At 60.6% G+C, this 17,132-nt stretch carries 14 protein-coding genes; all 14 read right to left on the bottom strand.

Annotated elements, in window-relative coordinates:
- Window positions 1–7: 7 nt before the first annotated feature.
- The 14 genes from rpsC to rpoB all read right to left on the bottom strand — a co-directional run bounded on the left by rpsC (window position 8) and on the right by rpoB (window position 17,081).
- Entirely contained in the window at window positions 8–694 is a 687-nt protein-coding gene (gene rpsC, locus ACM0M4_RS03690) for a 30S ribosomal protein S3 (RefSeq protein WP_003093727.1), read from the bottom strand.
- Between the two features lie 12 nt (window positions 695–706).
- Window positions 707–1,039: a 50S ribosomal protein L22 gene (gene rplV, locus ACM0M4_RS03685; RefSeq protein ID WP_003103908.1), complete on the bottom strand. Its 333-nt coding sequence runs from the start codon at window positions 1,037–1,039 to the stop codon at window positions 707–709.
- A gap of 12 nt (window positions 1,040–1,051) precedes the next feature.
- Window positions 1,052–1,327, bottom strand: coding sequence for a 30S ribosomal protein S19 (gene rpsS, locus ACM0M4_RS03680; protein WP_003093734.1), 276 nt, complete (start codon window positions 1,325–1,327; stop codon window positions 1,052–1,054).
- A gap of 16 nt (window positions 1,328–1,343) precedes the next feature.
- On the bottom strand, window positions 1,344–2,165 hold the full coding sequence (gene rplB / locus ACM0M4_RS03675; RefSeq protein ID WP_003103878.1) for a 50S ribosomal protein L2: 822 nt from the start codon (window positions 2,163–2,165) through the stop codon (window positions 1,344–1,346).
- Between the two features lie 11 nt (window positions 2,166–2,176).
- Window positions 2,177–2,476 carry a 50S ribosomal protein L23 gene (rplW, locus tag ACM0M4_RS03670; protein ID WP_003093736.1) on the bottom strand — a complete coding sequence of 100 codons (300 nt, stop codon included), beginning with the start codon at window positions 2,474–2,476 and terminating at the stop codon, window positions 2,177–2,179.
- On the bottom strand, window positions 2,473–3,075 hold the full coding sequence (gene rplD, locus ACM0M4_RS03665; RefSeq protein WP_003093737.1) for a 50S ribosomal protein L4: 603 nt from the start codon (window positions 3,073–3,075) through the stop codon (window positions 2,473–2,475). Before rplD ends, rplW begins: the two co-directional genes overlap by 4 nt.
- A 13-nt stretch (window positions 3,076–3,088) precedes the next feature.
- Window positions 3,089–3,724, bottom strand: a complete 636-nt coding sequence (rplC, locus tag ACM0M4_RS03660; protein ID WP_003103877.1) for a 50S ribosomal protein L3 — start codon at window positions 3,722–3,724, stop codon at window positions 3,089–3,091.
- 82 nt (window positions 3,725–3,806) lie between these two features.
- Window positions 3,807–4,118: a 30S ribosomal protein S10 gene (rpsJ, locus tag ACM0M4_RS03655; protein WP_003103876.1), complete on the bottom strand. Its 312-nt coding sequence runs from the start codon at window positions 4,116–4,118 to the stop codon at window positions 3,807–3,809.
- 156 nt (window positions 4,119–4,274) lie between these two features.
- The gene (gene tuf / locus ACM0M4_RS03650) at window positions 4,275–5,468 is read right to left on the bottom strand and encodes an elongation factor Tu (RefSeq protein WP_003115146.1); all 1,194 of its coding nucleotides are present in this window, start codon (window positions 5,466–5,468) and stop codon (window positions 4,275–4,277) included.
- A gap of 30 nt (window positions 5,469–5,498) precedes the next feature.
- Entirely contained in the window at window positions 5,499–7,619 is a 2,121-nt protein-coding gene (gene fusA, locus ACM0M4_RS03645; RefSeq protein WP_003093741.1) for an elongation factor G, read from the bottom strand.
- Between the two features lie 30 nt (window positions 7,620–7,649).
- Window positions 7,650–8,120 carry a 30S ribosomal protein S7 gene (gene rpsG / locus ACM0M4_RS03640; protein WP_003093742.1) on the bottom strand — a complete coding sequence of 157 codons (471 nt, stop codon included), beginning with the start codon at window positions 8,118–8,120 and terminating at the stop codon, window positions 7,650–7,652.
- 99 nt (window positions 8,121–8,219) lie between these two features.
- Complete coding sequence (gene rpsL, locus ACM0M4_RS03635) at window positions 8,220–8,591, bottom strand: 30S ribosomal protein S12 (protein ID WP_003093744.1); 372 nt, start codon at window positions 8,589–8,591, stop codon at window positions 8,220–8,222.
- A gap of 151 nt (window positions 8,592–8,742) precedes the next feature.
- Window positions 8,743–12,942: a DNA-directed RNA polymerase subunit beta' gene (gene rpoC / locus ACM0M4_RS03630; protein ID WP_003093745.1), complete on the bottom strand. Its 4,200-nt coding sequence runs from the start codon at window positions 12,940–12,942 to the stop codon at window positions 8,743–8,745.
- A 65-nt stretch (window positions 12,943–13,007) separates the two neighbouring features.
- Window positions 13,008–17,081, bottom strand: coding sequence for a DNA-directed RNA polymerase subunit beta (gene rpoB / locus ACM0M4_RS03625; protein ID WP_003093746.1), 4,074 nt, complete (start codon window positions 17,079–17,081; stop codon window positions 13,008–13,010).
- Between the last annotated feature and the right edge of the window lie 51 nt (window positions 17,082–17,132).

Raw genomic sequence — 17,132 nt, 5'->3', positions numbered from 1 at the left:
GTACTCCTTACCTAGCAGCTTTTTTACGAGGAGCGGGTGCTACCGGCTTCAGCTCTTCCTGGCGGCCACCGATGACCTCGCCCTTGAAGATCCAAACCTTGACACCGATCACACCGTAAGTGGTGTGCGCTTCGTAGGTGGCATAGTCGATATCGGCGCGCAGGGTGTGCAGGGGCACACGACCTTCGCGATACCATTCGGTACGGGCGATTTCAGCCCCACCCAGACGACCGCTGACCTGAATCTTGATGCCCTTGGCACCAATGCGCATGGCGTTCTGTACGGCGCGCTTCATGGCGCGACGGAACATTACGCGACGCTCCAGCTGCTGGGCTACGCTCTGCGCAACCAGCATGGCATCGAGTTCCGGCTTGCGGATTTCCTCGATGTTGATGTGCACGGGCACACCCATTTGCTTGGTCAGGTCCTGGCGCAGTTTCTCAACATCTTCACCTTTCTTGCCGATCACGATGCCGGGACGAGCGGTGTGGATGGTGATGCGTGCGGTTTGAGCCGGACGATGAATATCGATACGGCTTACGGACGCGCTTTTTAGTTTGTCTTGGAGGTACTCACGCACCTTCAGGTCGGCAAACAGGTAATCCGCATAGTTCTTGCGGTCTGCGTACCAAACGGAGGTGTGCTCCTTGACGATACCCAGGCGAATGCCATTGGGATGTACTTTCTGACCCATCTGTCGACTCCGTTACTTGTCCGCAACCTTGACCGTGATATGGCAAGACCGCTTCACGATGCGATCAGCACGGCCTTTGGCACGCGGCATGATGCGCTTGAGCGAACGACCTTCGTTGACGAAGACGGTGGAGACCTTCAGGTCATCCACATCGGCGCCTTCGTTGTGCTCAGCGTTGGCAACGGCCGACTCCAGCACTTTCTTCATGATCTCGGCGGCTTTCTTACTGCTGAAAGCCAGGAGGTTGAGCGCTTCGCCCACCTTCTTCCCGCGGATCTGGTCGGCGACCAAGCGGGCTTTCTGGGCGGAGATACGAGCGCCCGACAGCTTAGCGGCTACTTCCATCTTCCTTACCCCTTAACGCTTGGCTTTCTTGTCCGCAGCATGCCCGCGGTAGGTGCGGGTAGCGGCGAACTCGCCCAGTTTGTGGCCGACCATGTCCTCGTTGACGAGAACCGGTACGTGTTGACGGCCGTTGTGCACGGCGATGGTCAGACCAACCATATGCGGCAGAATCATCGAACGACGCGACCAGGTCTTGATCGGCTTGCGGTCGTTCTTTTCCACCGCGACTTCGACCTTCTTCAACAGGTGAAGATCGATAAACGGACCTTTTTTCAGTGAACGTGGCACTGTGGTATCCCTCTATTTACTTGCGGCGGCGGACGATCATGTTATCGGTACGCTTGTTCGAGCGAGTCTTCTTACCCTTGGTCTGAAGACCCCACGGCGATACCGGATGACGACCAGCAGAGGTACGGCCTTCACCACCACCATGCGGGTGGTCGACCGGGTTCATCGCCACGCCGCGAACGGTCGGGCGAACACCACGCCAGCGCGTAGCACCGGCTTTACCCAGCGAACGCAGGCTGTGCTCGGAGTTCGAGACTTCACCCAGGGTCGCACGGCACTCAGCCAGGACTTTACGCATTTCACCGGAGCGCAGACGCAGGGTTACGTACGCACCTTCACGCGCGACCAGCTGGGCGGAAGCGCCAGCGGAGCGAGCGATCTGAGCGCCTTTACCCGGCTTCAGCTCGATACCATGAACAGTGCTACCCACCGGGATGTTGCGCAGAGGCATGCTGTTGCCTGCCTTGATCGGCGCACCGATACCGGAGATCAGCTGGTCACCTGCAGCAACGCCCTTGGGGGCGATGATGTAGCGACGCTCGCCGTCTGCATACTTCAGCAGAGCGATGTGTGCAGTGCGGTTCGGATCGTATTCGACGCGCTCAACGATGGCAGGGATGCCATCCTTGTTGCGACGGAAGTCGACCAGACGGTAGTGCTGCTTGTGACCACCACCGATATGACGGGTGGTGATACGACCGTTGTTGTTACGGCCGCCAGACTTGGATTTCTTTTCCAGCAGCGGTGCGTAGGGAGCGCCTTTGTGCAGCTCCTGATTCACCACCTTGACGACAAAGCGACGACCAGCGGAAGTCGGTTTGCACTTAACGATTGCCATGATGCACCCCTTTACTCAGCGCTGGTGGCGAAATCGAGATCTTGGCCCGGCTGGAGAGCGATGTACGCTTTTTTCCAGTCGTTACGCTTGCCCAGACCGCGAGCGGTGCGCTTGGTCTTACCCTTGACGTTCAGAGTAGTGACGCGCTGTACCTTCACGCTGAACAGGCTTTCTACGGCCTTCTTGATTTCCAGCTTGGTTGCATCGGTGGCAACCTTGAAAACGAATTGGCTCTTGCCGTCCGCGAGACCCGTGGCTTTCTCGGAGATGTGCGGACCAAGCAGCACTTTGAATACGCGTTCCTGGTTCATCCCAGCAGCTCCTCGAACTTCTTCACGGCGGACACGGTGACCAGCACCTTGTCGTAGGCGATCAGGCTGACGGGGTCGGAACCTTGGACATCACGTACATCGACGTGCGCCAGGTTGCGCGCAGCGAGGTACAGGTTCTCGTCGACACCATCGGTCACGATCAGCACGTCTTTCAGACCCAGGGTGTCCAGCTTGGCAACCAGGCCCTTGGTTTTCGGTGCATCGACAGCGAAGTCGGCAACGACGACCAGACGGTCCAGACGAACGAGCTCGGCAAGGATGGAGCGCAGTGCTGCGCGGTACATCTTCTTGTTCAGCTTCTGTTCGTGGCTACGCGGTTTAGCGGCGAAAGTGGTGCCGCCCCCACGCCAGATGGGGCTACGGATGGTGCCAGCGCGAGCACGACCGGTGCCCTTCTGACGCCACGGCTTCTTGCCACCACCAGAGACTTCGGAGCGAGTCTTCTGCGCCTTGCTGCCCTGACGGCCGCCAGCCATGTAGGCCACGACTGCCTGGTGCACCAGGGTCTCGTTGAATTCGCCACCAAAGGTACGCTCGGAGACTTCGATAGCCTGAGCGCCGTTCACATTCAATTGCATCTCAGCTTCCCCCTTAACCGCGAGCCTTGGCTGCCGGACGCACGATCACATCACCGCCGGTAGCGCCGGGAACGGCACCCTTGACCAGCAGCAGATTGCGTTCAGCATCGACGCGCACGATCTCCAGGGATTGAACGGTTACCCGCTCCGCACCCAGATGACCGGACATTTTCTTGCCCTTGAACACTCGACCAGGAGTCTGGCACTGGCCGATGGAACCCGGGACGCGGTGGGAAACGGAGTTACCGTGGGTGTTATCCTGACCACGGAAGTTCCAGCGCTTGATGGTGCCCGCGAAGCCCTTACCCTTGGACTCGCCGGTAACGTCTACCATCTGGCCTGCCTGGAACAGATCGACAGTGATCTGGTCACCAGCGGCATACTGCTCTTCGCCCAGACGGAATTCCCACACGCCGCGACCGGCGGCGACATTCGCCTTGGCAAAGTGACCAGCTTGCGCTTTGGTAACGCGAGAAGCACGACGCTCGCCGGCGGTGACTTGCACTGCACGGTAGCCATCGGTTTCTTCAGTCTTGAACTGGGTGACGCGATTCGGCTCGACCTCGATGACCGTAACCGGAATAGAGACACCTTCCTCGGTGAAAATGCGGGTCATGCCGCATTTACGACCGACAACACCAATTGTCATGTTGTAAACCTCTTGAGTGTACGGGGCTTTCACCCGCTATGGCCGCCCATTTCAGAGCGTTACACGACCAATGCCGAAGGCATTAGCCGAGGCTGATCTGTACTTCAACGCCTGCAGCAAGATCGAGCTTCATCAGCGCATCGACGGTTTTATCCGTCGGCTGGACGATGTCCAGTACACGCTTATGTGTACGAATTTCGTACTGATCACGCGCATCTTTGTTGACGTGCGGAGAGATCAGCACGGTGAAACGTTCCTTGCGGGTCGGCAGAGGGATTGGACCACGCACCTGAGCACCAGTACGTTTCGCGGTTTCCACGATTTCCTGGGTTGATTGATCGATCAGGCGATGGTCAAAAGCCTTCAACCGAATCCGGATTTGTTGGTTTTGCATTTGACCTCAGACTCCAATTTACCATTCCCAACGGACGGACTACGCCCGTTAAAAGGAGGCGCAATTGTACGGATGCCCCCACAGGGTGTCAATATTTAACCAACGAACGAAAAAAGGGGCCCCGGAGGGCCCCTTTTCTGATGGCAGGATCAGCGATTACTCGATGATCTTGGCAACCACGCCGGCGCCAACGGTACGGCCGCCTTCGCGGATCGCGAAGCGCAGGCCATCTTCCATGGCGATCGGAGCGATCAGGGTGACAACCATCTTGATGTTGTCGCCCGGCATTACCATCTCTACGCCTTCCGGCAGTTCGCAGTTACCGGTCACGTCGGTGGTACGGAAGTAGAACTGCGGACGGTAGCCCTTGAAGAACGGGGTGTGACGACCACCTTCTTCCTTGGACAGCACGTACACTTCGCACTCGAACTTGGTGTGCGGTTTGATGGTGCCCGGCTTGGCCAGTACCTGGCCACGCTCTACGTCTTCACGCTTGGTGCCACGCAGCAGGATACCAACGTTCTCACCAGCACGACCTTCGTCGAGCAGCTTGCGGAACATTTCAACGCCGGTGCAGGTGGTCTTGGTGGTCGCCTTGATGCCGACGATTTCCACTTCTTCCTGGACCTTGATGATGCCGCGCTCTACACGACCGGTTACCACGGTACCGCGGCCGGAGATCGAGAACACGTCTTCGATCGGCATCAGGAACGGCTGGTCGATGGCACGAACCGGCTCCGGAATGTAGGAGTCCAGGGTCTCTACCAGCTTCTGCACGGCGCTTACGCCGATGCCGTTGTCATCCTTGCCTTCCAGCGCCATCAGCGCGGAACCGATGATGATCGGAGTGTCGTCGCCCGGGAAGTCGTAGGTGTTCAGCAGATCGCGAACTTCCATCTCGACCAGTTCCAGCAGCTCGGCGTCGTCGACCATGTCGGCCTTGTTCAGGAACACGACGATGTAGGGAACGCCTACCTGGCGGGACAGCAGGATGTGCTCGCGGGTCTGCGGCATGGGGCCGTCGGCAGCCGAGCAAACCAGGATCGCGCCGTCCATCTGGGCAGCACCGGTGATCATGTTCTTCACGTAGTCGGCGTGACCGGGGCAGTCAACGTGGGCGTAGTGACGAACAGCGGAATCGTATTCAACGTGCGAGGTGTTGATGGTGATACCGCGGGCCTTTTCTTCCGGCGCGTTGTCGATCTGATCGAAAGCACGAGCGGAACCACCCCAGGTATCGGAGCAGACCTTGGTCAGTGCAGCGGTCAGAGTGGTCTTGCCATGGTCAACGTGACCGATGGTGCCGACGTTGACGTGCGGTTTGTTACGTTCGAATTTTTCCTTAGCCACGACAGTAAACCTCTTACTTAAAGGGCTGAATCAACCTTGTTTTTTAACCAGCGCTTCGACGATGTTCGACGGAGCTTCGGCGTATTTGGAGAATTCCATGGAGTAGCTCGCGCGACCCTGGGACATGGAACGCACGTCGGTCGCATAACCGAACATCTCACCCAGCGGAACCTCGGCACGAATAACCTTACCGGAAACCGTGTCCTCCATCCCCTGAATCAGACCACGACGACGGTTCAGGTCGCCCATCACGTCACCCATGTAGTCCTCAGGAGTCACCACCTCTACCTTCATGATCGGCTCGAGCACCTTGCCGCCGCCCTTCTGGGCCAACTGCTTGGTCGCCATGGAAGCAGCGATCTTGAACGCCATCTCGTTGGAGTCGACGTCATGGTAGGAACCATCGAAAACGGTAGCCTTCAGGCCGATGAGCGGATAGCCGGCAACGACGCCGTTCTTCATCTGCTCTTCGATACCCTTCTGGATCGCCGGGATGTATTCCTTCGGAACCACACCGCCCACGACTTCGTTCTCGAACACCAGGCCTTCGGTGATGTTGCCCTTCTCGTCCACGTCCGCGGCCGAGAAACGGATCCAGCAATGACCGAACTGACCGCGACCACCGGACTGGCGAACGAACTTGCCTTCGATCTCCACGTTGTCCTTGGTGATGGTCTCACGGTAGGCAACCTGCGGCTTGCCGATGTTGGCCTCGACGCCGAACTCGCGCTTCATGCGGTCGACGATGATGTCCAGGTGCAGCTCGCCCATGCCGGAGATGATGGTCTGACCGGACTCTTCGTCGGTCTTGACACGGAACGACGGGTCTTCCTGGGCCAGCTTGCCGAGGGCGATACCCATCTTCTCCTGGTCAGCCTTGGTCTTCGGCTCTACAGCGACCGAGATTACCGGCTCGGGGAAGTCCATGCGCTCGAGGATGATCGGCTTCTCGATCGAGCACAGGGTGTCACCGGTGGTGACGTCCTTCATGCCGATCAGGGCAGCGATGTCGCCTGCGCGCACTTCCTTGATCTCTTCACGCTGGTTGGCGTGCATCTGCACCATCCGACCGACGCGCTCTTTCTTGCCTTTCACCGAGTTCAGGACGGAGTCGCCGGAACTCAGGACGCCGGAGTAAACGCGGGCGAAGGTCAGGGTACCGACGAACGGGTCGGTAGCGATCTTGAACGCCAGGGACGAGAACGGTTCGTTGTCGTCGGCATGACGCTCGTCTTCGACGGTCTCGTCGTCCGGGCTGACGCCCTTGATCGCAGGGATCTCGGTCGGAGCCGGGAGGTAGTCGATGACGGCATCGAGAACCAGCGGAACGCCCTTGTTCTTGAACGAGGAACCGCAGACGGCCGGAACGATCTCGCACGCCAGGGTGCGCAGACGCAGGCCTTCCTTGATCTCGGCTTCGGAGAGCTCGCCCTCTTCGAGGTACTTGTTCATCAGCTCTTCGTTGGCTTCGGCCGCAGCCTCGACCATGCTGGAACGCCACTCTTCGGCCAGGTCCTTGAGCTCCGCAGGAATTTCTTCCTCGCGGTAGGTCATGCCCTTGTCGTCATCGTTCCAGTAGATGGCCTTCATCTTGATCAGGTCGACCTGACCGACGAAGTTCTCTTCAGCGCCGATGGCGAGCTGGACCGGAACCGGGGTATGACCCAGGCGCTTCTTGATCTGCTCGACGACGCGTAGGAAGTTCGCGCCCTGGCGGTCCATCTTGTTGACGTAGACGATGCGCGGTACGCCGTACTTGTTGGCCTGACGCCATACGGTTTCCGACTGCGGCTCTACGCCGGAGGTGCCACAGAACACCACGACAGCGCCGTCCAGTACACGCAGGGAACGCTCCACCTCGATGGTGAAGTCTACGTGGCCGGGAGTGTCGATGACGTTTACGCGATAGTTGTCGTACTGACCGCGCGAGCCCTTCCAGAAGGTGGTAACGGCAGCGGAGGTAATGGTGATACCGCGCTCCTGCTCCTGCACCATCCAGTCGGTGGTCGCAGCGCCGTCATGCACTTCGCCCAGCTTGTGGTTGACGCCGGTATAGAACAGAACCCGCTCCGTGGTGGTGGTCTTGCCCGCGTCAACGTGGGCACAGATACCGATATTACGGTAGCGGTTGATGGGTGTAGTACGGGCCACAATAAGGTCCTCGGGGGTTGGGCAGCGCGATTAGAACCGGTAGTGCGAGAAGGCCTTGTTGGCCTCTGCCATACGGTGCACGTCTTCACGCTTCTTGACTGCTGCGCCCTTGCCTTCAGCGGCATCCAGCAGCTCGCCAGCCAGGCGCAGAGCCATGGACTTCTCGCCACGCTTGCGGGCGAAGTCCACCAGCCAACGCATGGCCAGGGCATTACGACGGGACGGACGGACTTCGACCGGAACCTGGTAAGTCGCACCACCTACGCGGCGGGACTTCACTTCGACCAGCGGAGCGATGGCATCGAGAGCTTTTTCGAAGGTTTCCAGGGGATCGGCCTTGCCGCGTTCCTTCACCTTGTCCAGCGCACCGTAAACGATACGCTCGGCAACGGCTTTCTTGCCGCTTTCCATCACGTGGTTCATGAACTTGGCCAGGATCTGGCTTCCGTATTTCGGATCAGCCAGCACTTCACGCTTGGCCGCTACACGACGTCTTGGCATTGATAAGCCCTCAAACGGTCTTCAGGTTAGCCCGGGACCATAACAGTCAAGTTACGCCCGACCTTACTCTTATCGACTCAGATAAATATAAAAACGCTATTACTTCGGACGCTTGGCGCCGTACTTCGAACGACCCTGCTTACGGTCTTTGACACCCGAGGTGTCCAGCGAACCGCGCACGGTGTGGTAACGCACACCCGGAAGGTCCTTTACACGACCGCCACGGATCAGCACTACGCTGTGCTCTTGCAGGTTGTGACCTTCACCACCGATGTACGAGGAAACCTCGAAACCGTTGGTCAGACGTACACGGCATACCTTACGCAGTGCCGAGTTCGGCTTTTTCGGCGTGGTGGTGTATACGCGGGTGCATACGCCACGACGTTGCGGGCAGTTCTGCAGCGCAGGCACGTCGCTCTTGTCGACCATGCGCTTGCGCGGCTTACGCACCAGCTGGTTGATAGTTGCCATCTATAGCTCCACTGATTGTCTTACGACACACAAACGAAATGACAGAGCATGCGCCCTGCCAATTTTCGGGGTACAAAATAGTAAAGAGGTTCTTGTACACCGTCAAGACAAAGCCCCGGCTATCGGGATAGCCGGGGCTTGTCGTTGATGCTTAGTTACCGCTCGAGTTCAGCGCTTCGGTCAGTGCGGCTTCCGCCTCGCTGGCACTCACACGCTGCGGCTTGCCGAGGTCGCGCTGACGCTTGCGCTCGCTGTGGTAAGCCAGACCGGTACCGGCCGGGATCAGGCGACCCACGACCACGTTCTCTTTCAGACCACGCAGGAAGTCGCGCTTGCCGGTGACCGCCGCCTCGGTGAGGACGCGGGTGGTCTCCTGGAACGACGCCGCGGAAATGAACGACTCGGTCGACAGGGAAGCCTTGGTGATACCCAGCAGAACGCGCTCGTACTTGGCCGGGAACTTGTCCTCGGTACCGAGCTGTTCGTTCTCTTCCAGCACCTGGGTGAGTTCCACCTGGTCGCCTTTGATGAAGCTGGAGTCGCCGGACTCGCTGACTTCGACCTTGCGCAGCATTTGACGCAGGATGGTCTCGATGTGCTTGTCGTTGATCTTCACGCCCTGCAGACGGTAGACGTCCTGGATCTCGTTGACGATGTACTTCGCCAGCGAGCTCACGCCCAGCAGGCGCAGGATGTCGTGCGGGTTGCTCGGACCGTCGGAGATGACTTCGCCGCGGTTCACCTGTTCGCCTTCGAACACGTTCAGGTGACGCCACTTCGGAATCAGCTCCTCGTACGGATCGCTGCCATCGTTCGGCGTGATGACCAGACGGCGCTTGCCCTTGGTCTCCTTGCCGAAGGAGATGGTGCCGCTGATTTCCGCCAGGATCGAAGGCTCTTTCGGACGACGAGCCTCGAACAGGTCGGCAACGCGCGGCAGACCACCGGTGATGTCACGGGTCTTCGAGGTTTCCTGCGGGATACGCGCGACAACGTCACCGATGCTCACCTTGGCGCCGTCGGTCAGGTTGACCAGGGCGTTGGCCGGCAGGAAGTACTGCGCCGGTACGTCGGTACCCGGCAGCAGCAGGTCCTTGCCCGCGGCATCGATCAGCTTCACGGCCGGACGGATGTCCTTGCCGGCAGCCGGACGGTCCTTCGGATCCATCACTTCGATGTTGGTCAGGCCGGTCAGTTCGTCGGTCTGACGCTTGACGGTGATGCCCTCTTCCATGCCCACGAAGGCCACGGTACCGTCCACCTCGGTGACGATCGGGTGGGTGTGCGGGTCCCACTTGGCGACGATAGCGCCCGGGTCGACCTTGTCACCTTCCTTGACCGAGATCACCGCACCGTACGGCAGCTTGTAGCGCTCGCGCTCGCGACCGAAGTCGTCGGCAACCGCCAGTTCGCCGGAACGGGAAACCGCGACCAGCGCGCCGTCGGCACGAACCACATGCTTCAGGTTGTGCAGGCGGATGGTGCCGCCGTTCTTCACCTGGACGTTGTCGGCCGCGGAGGTCCGGCTGGCCGCACCGCCGATGTGGAAGGTACGCATGGTCAGCTGGGTGCCCGGCTCACCGATGGACTGGGCAGCGATGACACCGACCGCCTCGCCGATGTTGACGCGATGGCCACGGGCCAGGTCGCGGCCGTAGCACATGGCGCAGATGCCATGACGGGTTTCGCAGGTGATCGGGGAACGCACCACCACTTCGTCGACGCTCATCACTTCGAGGAAGTCGACCCACTTCTCGTCGATCAGGGTGCCGGCCGGCACGATGACCTCGTCGCTGCCCGGCTTGAACACGTCGCGCGCGATCACACGGCCGAGCACGCGCTCGCCGAGCGGTTCGACCACGTCGCCGCCTTCGATGTGCGGCGACATCAGCAGGCCGTGCTCGGTACCGCAATCGATCTCGGTCACTACCAGATCCTGGGCCACGTCGACCAGACGACGGGTCAGGTAACCGGAGTTCGCGGTCTTCAGCGCGGTATCCGCCAGACCCTTACGAGCACCGTGGGTGGAGATGAAGTACTGGAGTACGTTCAGGCCTTCCCGGAAGTTCGCGGTGATCGGGGTCTCGATGATCGAGCCGTCCGGCTTGGCCATCAGGCCGCGCATACCTGCCAGCTGACGGATCTGGGCCGCGGAGCCCCGCGCACCCGAGTCAGCCATCATGTACATGGAGTTGAAGGACTCCTGGTCGACTTCCTTGCCCTCGCGATCGACGACCTTCTCTTTCGAGAGGTTGGCCATCATCGCCTTGGACACTTCGTCGTTGGCCTTCGACCACAGGTCGATCACCTTGTTGTACTTCTCGCCCTGGGTTACCAGGCCGGAGGCGTACTGGCTCTCGATCTCCTTCACTTCGTCGGTGGCGGCGTTGATGATCCGCGCCTTCTCGTCCGGGATGACGAAGTCGTTGACGCCGATGGACACGCCGGAAATGGTCGAGTAGGCGAAACCGGTGTACATCAGCTGGTCGGCGAAGATGACGGTGTCCTTCAGACCCACCACGCGATAGCAGTGGTTGATCAGCTTGGAGATCGCCTTCTTCTTCATCGACTGGTTGACCACGTCGAACGGCAGGCCGGCCGGAACGACCTGGAACAGCAGCGCGCGGCCGACGGTGGTGTCGACGATACGGGTATTGGCGGTCAGTTGGCCGTCTTCACCCTTGATCTTTTCGTTGATGCGCACTTTTACGCGAGCGTGCAGGGACGCCTGGCCGCTGCGGTAGGCGCGGTCGACTTCTTGCAGGTCGGCGAAGGCCATGCCCTCGCCCTTCGCGTTGATCGCTTCACGGGTCATGTAGTACAGACCCATTACCACGTCCTGCGACGGAACGATGATCGGCTCGCCGTTGGCGGGCGACAGGATGTTGTTGGTGGACATCATCAGCGCGCGCGCTTCCAGCTGGGCCTCGAGGGTCAGCGGAACGTGGACGGCCATCTGGTCACCGTCGAAGTCGGCGTTGTACGCGGCGCAGACCAGCGGGTGCAGCTGGATCGCCTTGCCTTCGATGAGGACCGGCTCGAACGCCTGGATGCCCAGACGGTGCAGGGTCGGCGCACGGTTCAGGAGAACCGGATGCTCGCGGATGACTTCGGCGAGAACGTCCCAGACCTCGGGCAGCTCGCGCTCGACCATTTTCTTGGCGGCCTTGATGGTGGTGGCCATACCACGACCTTCCAGCTTGCCGAAAATGAACGGCTTGAACAGCTCCAGGGCCATCTTCTTCGGCAGACCGCACTGGTGCAGGCGCAGGGTCGGGCCCACGGTGATCACGGAACGACCGGAGTAGTCCACGCGCTTGCCGAGCAGGTTCTGACGGAAGCGACCTTGCTTGCCCTTGATCATGTCGGCCAGCGACTTCAGCGGACGCTTGTTCGAGCCGGTGATGGCGCGACCGCGACGGCCGTTGTCGAGCAGGGCGTCGACGGCTTCCTGCAGCATGCGCTTTTCGTTGCGCACGATGATGTCCGGAGCAGCCAGGTCGAGCAGGCGCTTCAGACGGTTGTTACGGTTGATCACCCGACGATACAGGTCGTTCAGGTCGGAAGTCGCGAAGCGACCGCCATCCAGCGGAACCAGCGGACGCAGGTCCGGCGGCAGCACCGGCAGGACGGTCAGGACCATCCACTCAGGCTTGTTGCCGGAGCCCTGGAAGGCTTCCATCAGCTTCAGGCGCTTGGACAGCTTCTTGATCTTGGTTTCCGAGTTGGTCTGCGGAATCTCTTCGCGCAGGCGGCCGATCTCGTGCTCCAGGTCGATGGCGTTGAGCAGTTCGTGAACGGCTTCGGCGCCCATGCGAGCATCGAAATCGTCACCGAACTCTTCGAGGGCCTCGAAGTATTGCTCGTCGTTCAGCAGCTGGCCCTTTTCCAGGGTGGTCATGCCCGGATCGATCACCACGTAGCTCTCGAAATAGAGCACGCGCTCGATATCGCGCAGGGTCATGTCCAGCAGCAGGCCGATACGGGACGGCAGCGACTTCAGGAACCAGATGTGGGCAACCGGCGAAGCCAGCTCGATGTGGCCCATGCGCTCGCGGCGCACCTTGGCCAGGGCGACTTCCACGCCGCACTTCTCGCAGATCACACCGCGGTGCTTGAGGCGCTTGTACTTGCCGCACAGGCACTCGTAATCCTTCACCGGGCCGAAGATCTTGGCGCAGAACAGGCCGTCGCGCTCCGGCTTGAAGGTACGGTAGTTGATGGTTTCCGGCTTTTTAACTTCGCCGAAAGACCAGGAACGAATCATCTCGGGCGAAGCCAGGCCAATACGGATGGCATCGAACTCTTCGATTTGACCCTGGTTTTTCAACAGATTAAGCAAGTCTTTCAAGGCCTTTCCTCCTCACGGACCCGGTGCGACCGGCCTTGACCAGCCGCACCGTCTAGCGTCACGTGTTATTCGGTTTCCAGTTCGATGTCGATGCCGAGCGAACGGATCTCTTTGATCAGAACGTTGAAGGACTCGGGCATGCCGGCCTCCATGCGGTGATCGCCGTCCACGATGTTCTTGTACATCTTGGTCCGGCCGTTCACGTCGTCCGACTTGACCGTCAGCATTTCCTGCAGGGTGTACGCCGCGCCATAGGCTTCCAGCGCCCACACCTCCATCTCACCGAAGCGCTGACCACCGAACTGTGCCTTACCACCCAGCGGCTGCTGGGTAACCAGGCTGTACGAGCCGGTGGAACGGGCGTGCATCTTGTCGTCCACCAGGTGGTTCAGCTTGAGCATGTACATGTAGCCGACGGTGGTCGGACGCTCGAACTGGTTGCCGGTACGGCCGTCGAACAGACGCATCTGGCCGCTTTCCGGCAGGTCGGCCAGCTTCAGCATGGCCTTGATCTCGCGTTCCTTGGCGCCATCGAACACCGGGGTCGCCATCGGTACGCCACCGCGCAGGTTCTTGGCCAGCGCGAGGATCTCGTTGTCGCCCAGCTCGTCGAGGTTTTCCTCGCGACCGCCGATCTCGTTGTAGATCTCGTGCAGGAACTTACGCAGTTCGGCGACCTTGCGCTGCTCTTCGAGCATGCGGTTGATCTTCTCGCCCAGCCCCTTGGCCGCGAGGCCCAGGTGGGTTTCGAGGATCTGACCGACGTTCATACGCGACGGTACGCCCAGCGGGTTGAGGACGATGTCGACCGGGGTGCCGTTGGCATCGTGCGGCATGTCTTCCACCGGCATGATCACCGAGACCACACCCTTGTTACCGTGACGGCCGGCCATCTTGTCGCCCGGCTGGATGCGACGCTTGATCGCCAGGTAGACCTTGACGATCTTCAGCACGCCCGGAGCCAGGTCGTCGCCCTGCTGCAGCTTGCGCTTCTTGTCCTCGAACTTGTCGTCCAGGAGCTGGCGACGATCGCTGATGTAGGCCTGGGCCTTCTCCAGCTGTTCGTTCAGGGCGTCGTCGGCCATGCGCAGCTTGAACCACTGGCCGCGCTCGAGACCGTCGAGGTAGTCGTCGGTGATCTCCGTGCCCTTCTTCAGCGCCGGGCCACCTTCAGCCTTGGCACCGACCAGGGCGGCACGCAGACGCTCGAAGGTCGCGCCTTCGACGATGCGGAACTCTTCGTTCAGGTCCTTGCGGATCTGGTCGAGTTGCATCTTCTCGATGGACAGCGCGCGGGAATCGCGCTCGACGCCGTCGCGGGTGAAGACCTGAACGTCGATGACGGTACCCTTGGTGCCGGTCGGCACACGCAGGGAGGTGTCCTTCACGTCGGACGCCTTCTCACCGAAGATCGCGCGCAGCAGCTTCTCTTCCGGAGTCAGCTGGGTCTCGCCTTTCGGAGTGACCTTGCCGACCAGGATGTCGCCGGCCTGCACTTCGGCGCCGACGTAGACGATACCGGCTTCGTCCAGCTTGTTCAGCGCGGCCTCGCCCACGTTCGGGATGTCCGCGGTGATTTCCTCTGGGCCGAGCTTGGTGTCACGAGCGACGCAGGTCAGTTCCTGGATGTGGATCGTGGTGAAACGATCTTCCTGGACCACGCGCTCGGACAGGCAGATGGAGTCTTCGAAGTTGAAGCCGTTCCAGGGCATGAACGCTACGCGCATGTTCTGGCCCAGGGCCAGTTCGCCCATGTCGGTGGACGGACCGTCGGCCAGGATGTCGCCGCGCGCGACCACGTCACCCTTGCTCACCAGCGGACGCTGGTTGATGCAGGTGTTCTGGTTGGAACGGGTGTACTTGGTCAGGTTGTAGATGTCGACACCCGCTTCGCCGGTCTCGACTTCGTCATCCGCCACTCGAACCACGACACGGCTGGCATCGACCGAGTCGATCACACCGCCACGGCGAGCCACGACGCAGACGCCGGAGTCGCGCGCCACGTTGCGCTCCATGCCGGTACCCACCAGCGGCTTGTCGGCACGCAGGGTCGGCACGGCCTGACGCTGCATGTTCGAGCCCATGAGTGCGCGGTTGGCGTCGTCGTGCTCGAGGAACGGAATCAGCGAGGCAGCGACGGAAACGACCTGCTTCGGCGAAACATCCATCAGGGTCACGTCTTCCGGCGCCTTCACGGTGAATTCGTTCAGGTGACGCACGGCCACCAGCTCGTCCACCAGTTGACCCTTCTCGTTGAGGGTCGCCGAAGCCTGGGCGATGACGTGGTCGGCTTCTTCGATCGCCGACAGGAACACGATCTCGTCGGTTACCAGGCTGTCCTTGACCACGCGGTACGGGCTCTCGAGGAAGCCGTACTTGTTGGTGCGGGCGTAGGTCGCCAGGGAGTTGATCAGACCGATGTTCGGACCTTCAGGGGTTTCGATCGGGCACACGCGGCCGTAGTGGGTCGGGTGTACGTCACGAACCTCGAAGCCCGCACGCTCACGGGTCAGACCGCCCGGGCCGAGCGCGGAGACGCGGCGCTTGTGGGTGATCTCGGAAAGCGGGTTGTTCTGGTCCATGAACTGCGACAGCTGGCTCGAACCGAAGAACTCCTTGATCGCGGCAGCCACCGGCTTGGCGTTGATCAGGTCCTGCGGCATCAGGCCTTCGCTTTCGGCCATGGACAGGCGTTCCTTGACCGCGCGCTCGACACGCACCAGGCCCACGCGGAACTGGTTTTCGGCCATTTCGCCGACGCAACGGACGCGACGGTTGCCCAGGTGGTCGATGTCATCGACGATGCCCTTGCCGTTACGGATGTCGACGAGGGTCTTGAGCACATCGATGATGTCTTCCTTGCTCAGGACGCCCGGACCTTCGATCTCGGTACGACCGATACGGCGGTTGAACTTCATCCGGCCTACGGCCGACAGGTCGTAACGCTCGGCGCTGAAGAACAGGTTGCCGAACAGGGTCTCGGCAGCTTCCTTGGTCGGCGGCTCGCCCGGACGCATCATCCGGTAGATCTCGACCAGGGCTTCCAGCTGGTTGCTGGTGTTGTCGATCTTCAGGGTGTCGGAGATGAACGGACCGCAGTCGATGTCGTTGGTGTACAGGGTCTCGATGCGCACGACCTGGGCCTTGGCCACCTTGGCCAGGAGGTCGAGGGTCAGCTCGGTGTTGCACTCGGCGATGATCTCGCCGGTAGCCGGATGCACGATCGCCTTGGCGATGGTACGGCCGATCAGGTAGTCGAACGGCACTTCCAGCTGGCTCACGCCAGCCTTTTCCAGCTGGTTGATGTGGCGGGCAGTGATACGACGCCCCTGCTCCACGATCACCTTGCCGCTGCCATCCTTGATGTCGATGCTCGCGACTTCACCGCGCAGGCGCTGCGGGACCAGTTCCAGATTCAGGGTCTCGCCCTTGATGTGGAAGACGTTGGTCGCGTAGAAGGCGTTGAGGATCTCTTCGGTGCTGTAGCCGAGCGCGCGCAGCAGTACCGAGGCCGGCAGCTTGCGGCGACGGTCGATACGGACGAACACGCAGTCCTTCGGATCGAACTCGAAGTCCAGCCAGGAACCGCGGTAAGGAATGATCCGCGCGGAGTACAGCAGCTTGCCGGAGCTGTGGGTCTTGCCACGGTCGTGGTCGAAGAACACGCCCGGGGAACGGTGCAGCTGGGAGACGATGACACGCTCGGTACCGTTGATGATGAAGGTACCGTTCTCGGTCATCAGGGGGATTTCCCCCATGTAGACTTCTTGTTCCTTGATGTCCTTGATCGCCTTGTTCGACGACTCGCGGTCGAAGATGATCAGGCGAACTTTCACGCGCAGCGGTACGGCGAAGGTCACGCCGCGCAGCACGCACTCCTTGACATCGAATGCCGGCTCACCCAGACGGTAGCCGACGTATTCCAGGGCAGCATTGCCGGAATAGCTGATAATCGGGAAAACGGACTTGAAGGCCGCGTGCAGACCGATATCGCGGAACTGCTCCTTGGTTGCGCCAGCCTGCAGGAATTCGCGATAGGAATCCAGCTGGATGGCCAGCAAATACGGCACATCCATGACGTCCGGCAACTTGCTAAAGTCCTTGCGGATACGTTTTTTCTCAGTGTATGAGTAAGCCATCAGCGTTCCCCAGCTTGGTCACCTGCTTGTTTGGCGTCTCCGACGGGAGCA

The organism is Pseudomonas sp. 18-147 (genome assembly GCF_051048045.1).
Lineage (GTDB): Bacteria > Pseudomonadota > Gammaproteobacteria > Pseudomonadales > Pseudomonadaceae > Pseudomonas > Pseudomonas aeruginosa.
Note: the sequence above shows the minus strand (reverse complement) of the source record. Positions and strands in the feature narration are given on the sequence as shown.

What these genes read in the sequence shown, in the direction of transcription:
- rpsC (WP_003093727.1), bottom strand. Translation starts at nt 694, where the DNA reads ATGGGTCAGAAAGTACATCCCAATGGCATTCGCCTGGGTATCGTCAAG.
- rplV (WP_003103908.1), bottom strand. Translation starts at nt 1,039, where the DNA reads ATGGAAGTAGCCGCTAAGCTGTCGGGCGCTCGTATCTCCGCCCAGAAA.
- rplB (WP_003103878.1), bottom strand. Translation starts at nt 2,165, where the DNA reads ATGGCAATCGTTAAGTGCAAACCGACTTCCGCTGGTCGTCGCTTTGTC.
- rplW (WP_003093736.1), bottom strand. Translation starts at nt 2,476, where the DNA reads ATGAACCAGGAACGCGTATTCAAAGTGCTGCTTGGTCCGCACATCTCC.
- rplD (WP_003093737.1), bottom strand. Translation starts at nt 3,075, where the DNA reads ATGCAATTGAATGTGAACGGCGCTCAGGCTATCGAAGTCTCCGAGCGT.
- rplC (WP_003103877.1), bottom strand. Translation starts at nt 3,724, where the DNA reads ATGACAATTGGTGTTGTCGGTCGTAAATGCGGCATGACCCGCATTTTC.
- rpsJ (WP_003103876.1), bottom strand. Translation starts at nt 4,118, where the DNA reads ATGCAAAACCAACAAATCCGGATTCGGTTGAAGGCTTTTGACCATCGC.
- rpsG (WP_003093742.1), bottom strand. Translation starts at nt 8,120, where the DNA reads ATGCCAAGACGTCGTGTAGCGGCCAAGCGTGAAGTGCTGGCTGATCCG.
- rpsL (WP_003093744.1), bottom strand. Translation starts at nt 8,591, where the DNA reads ATGGCAACTATCAACCAGCTGGTGCGTAAGCCGCGCAAGCGCATGGTC.
- rpoB (WP_003093746.1), bottom strand. Translation starts at nt 17,081, where the DNA reads ATGGCTTACTCATACACTGAGAAAAAACGTATCCGCAAGGACTTTAGC.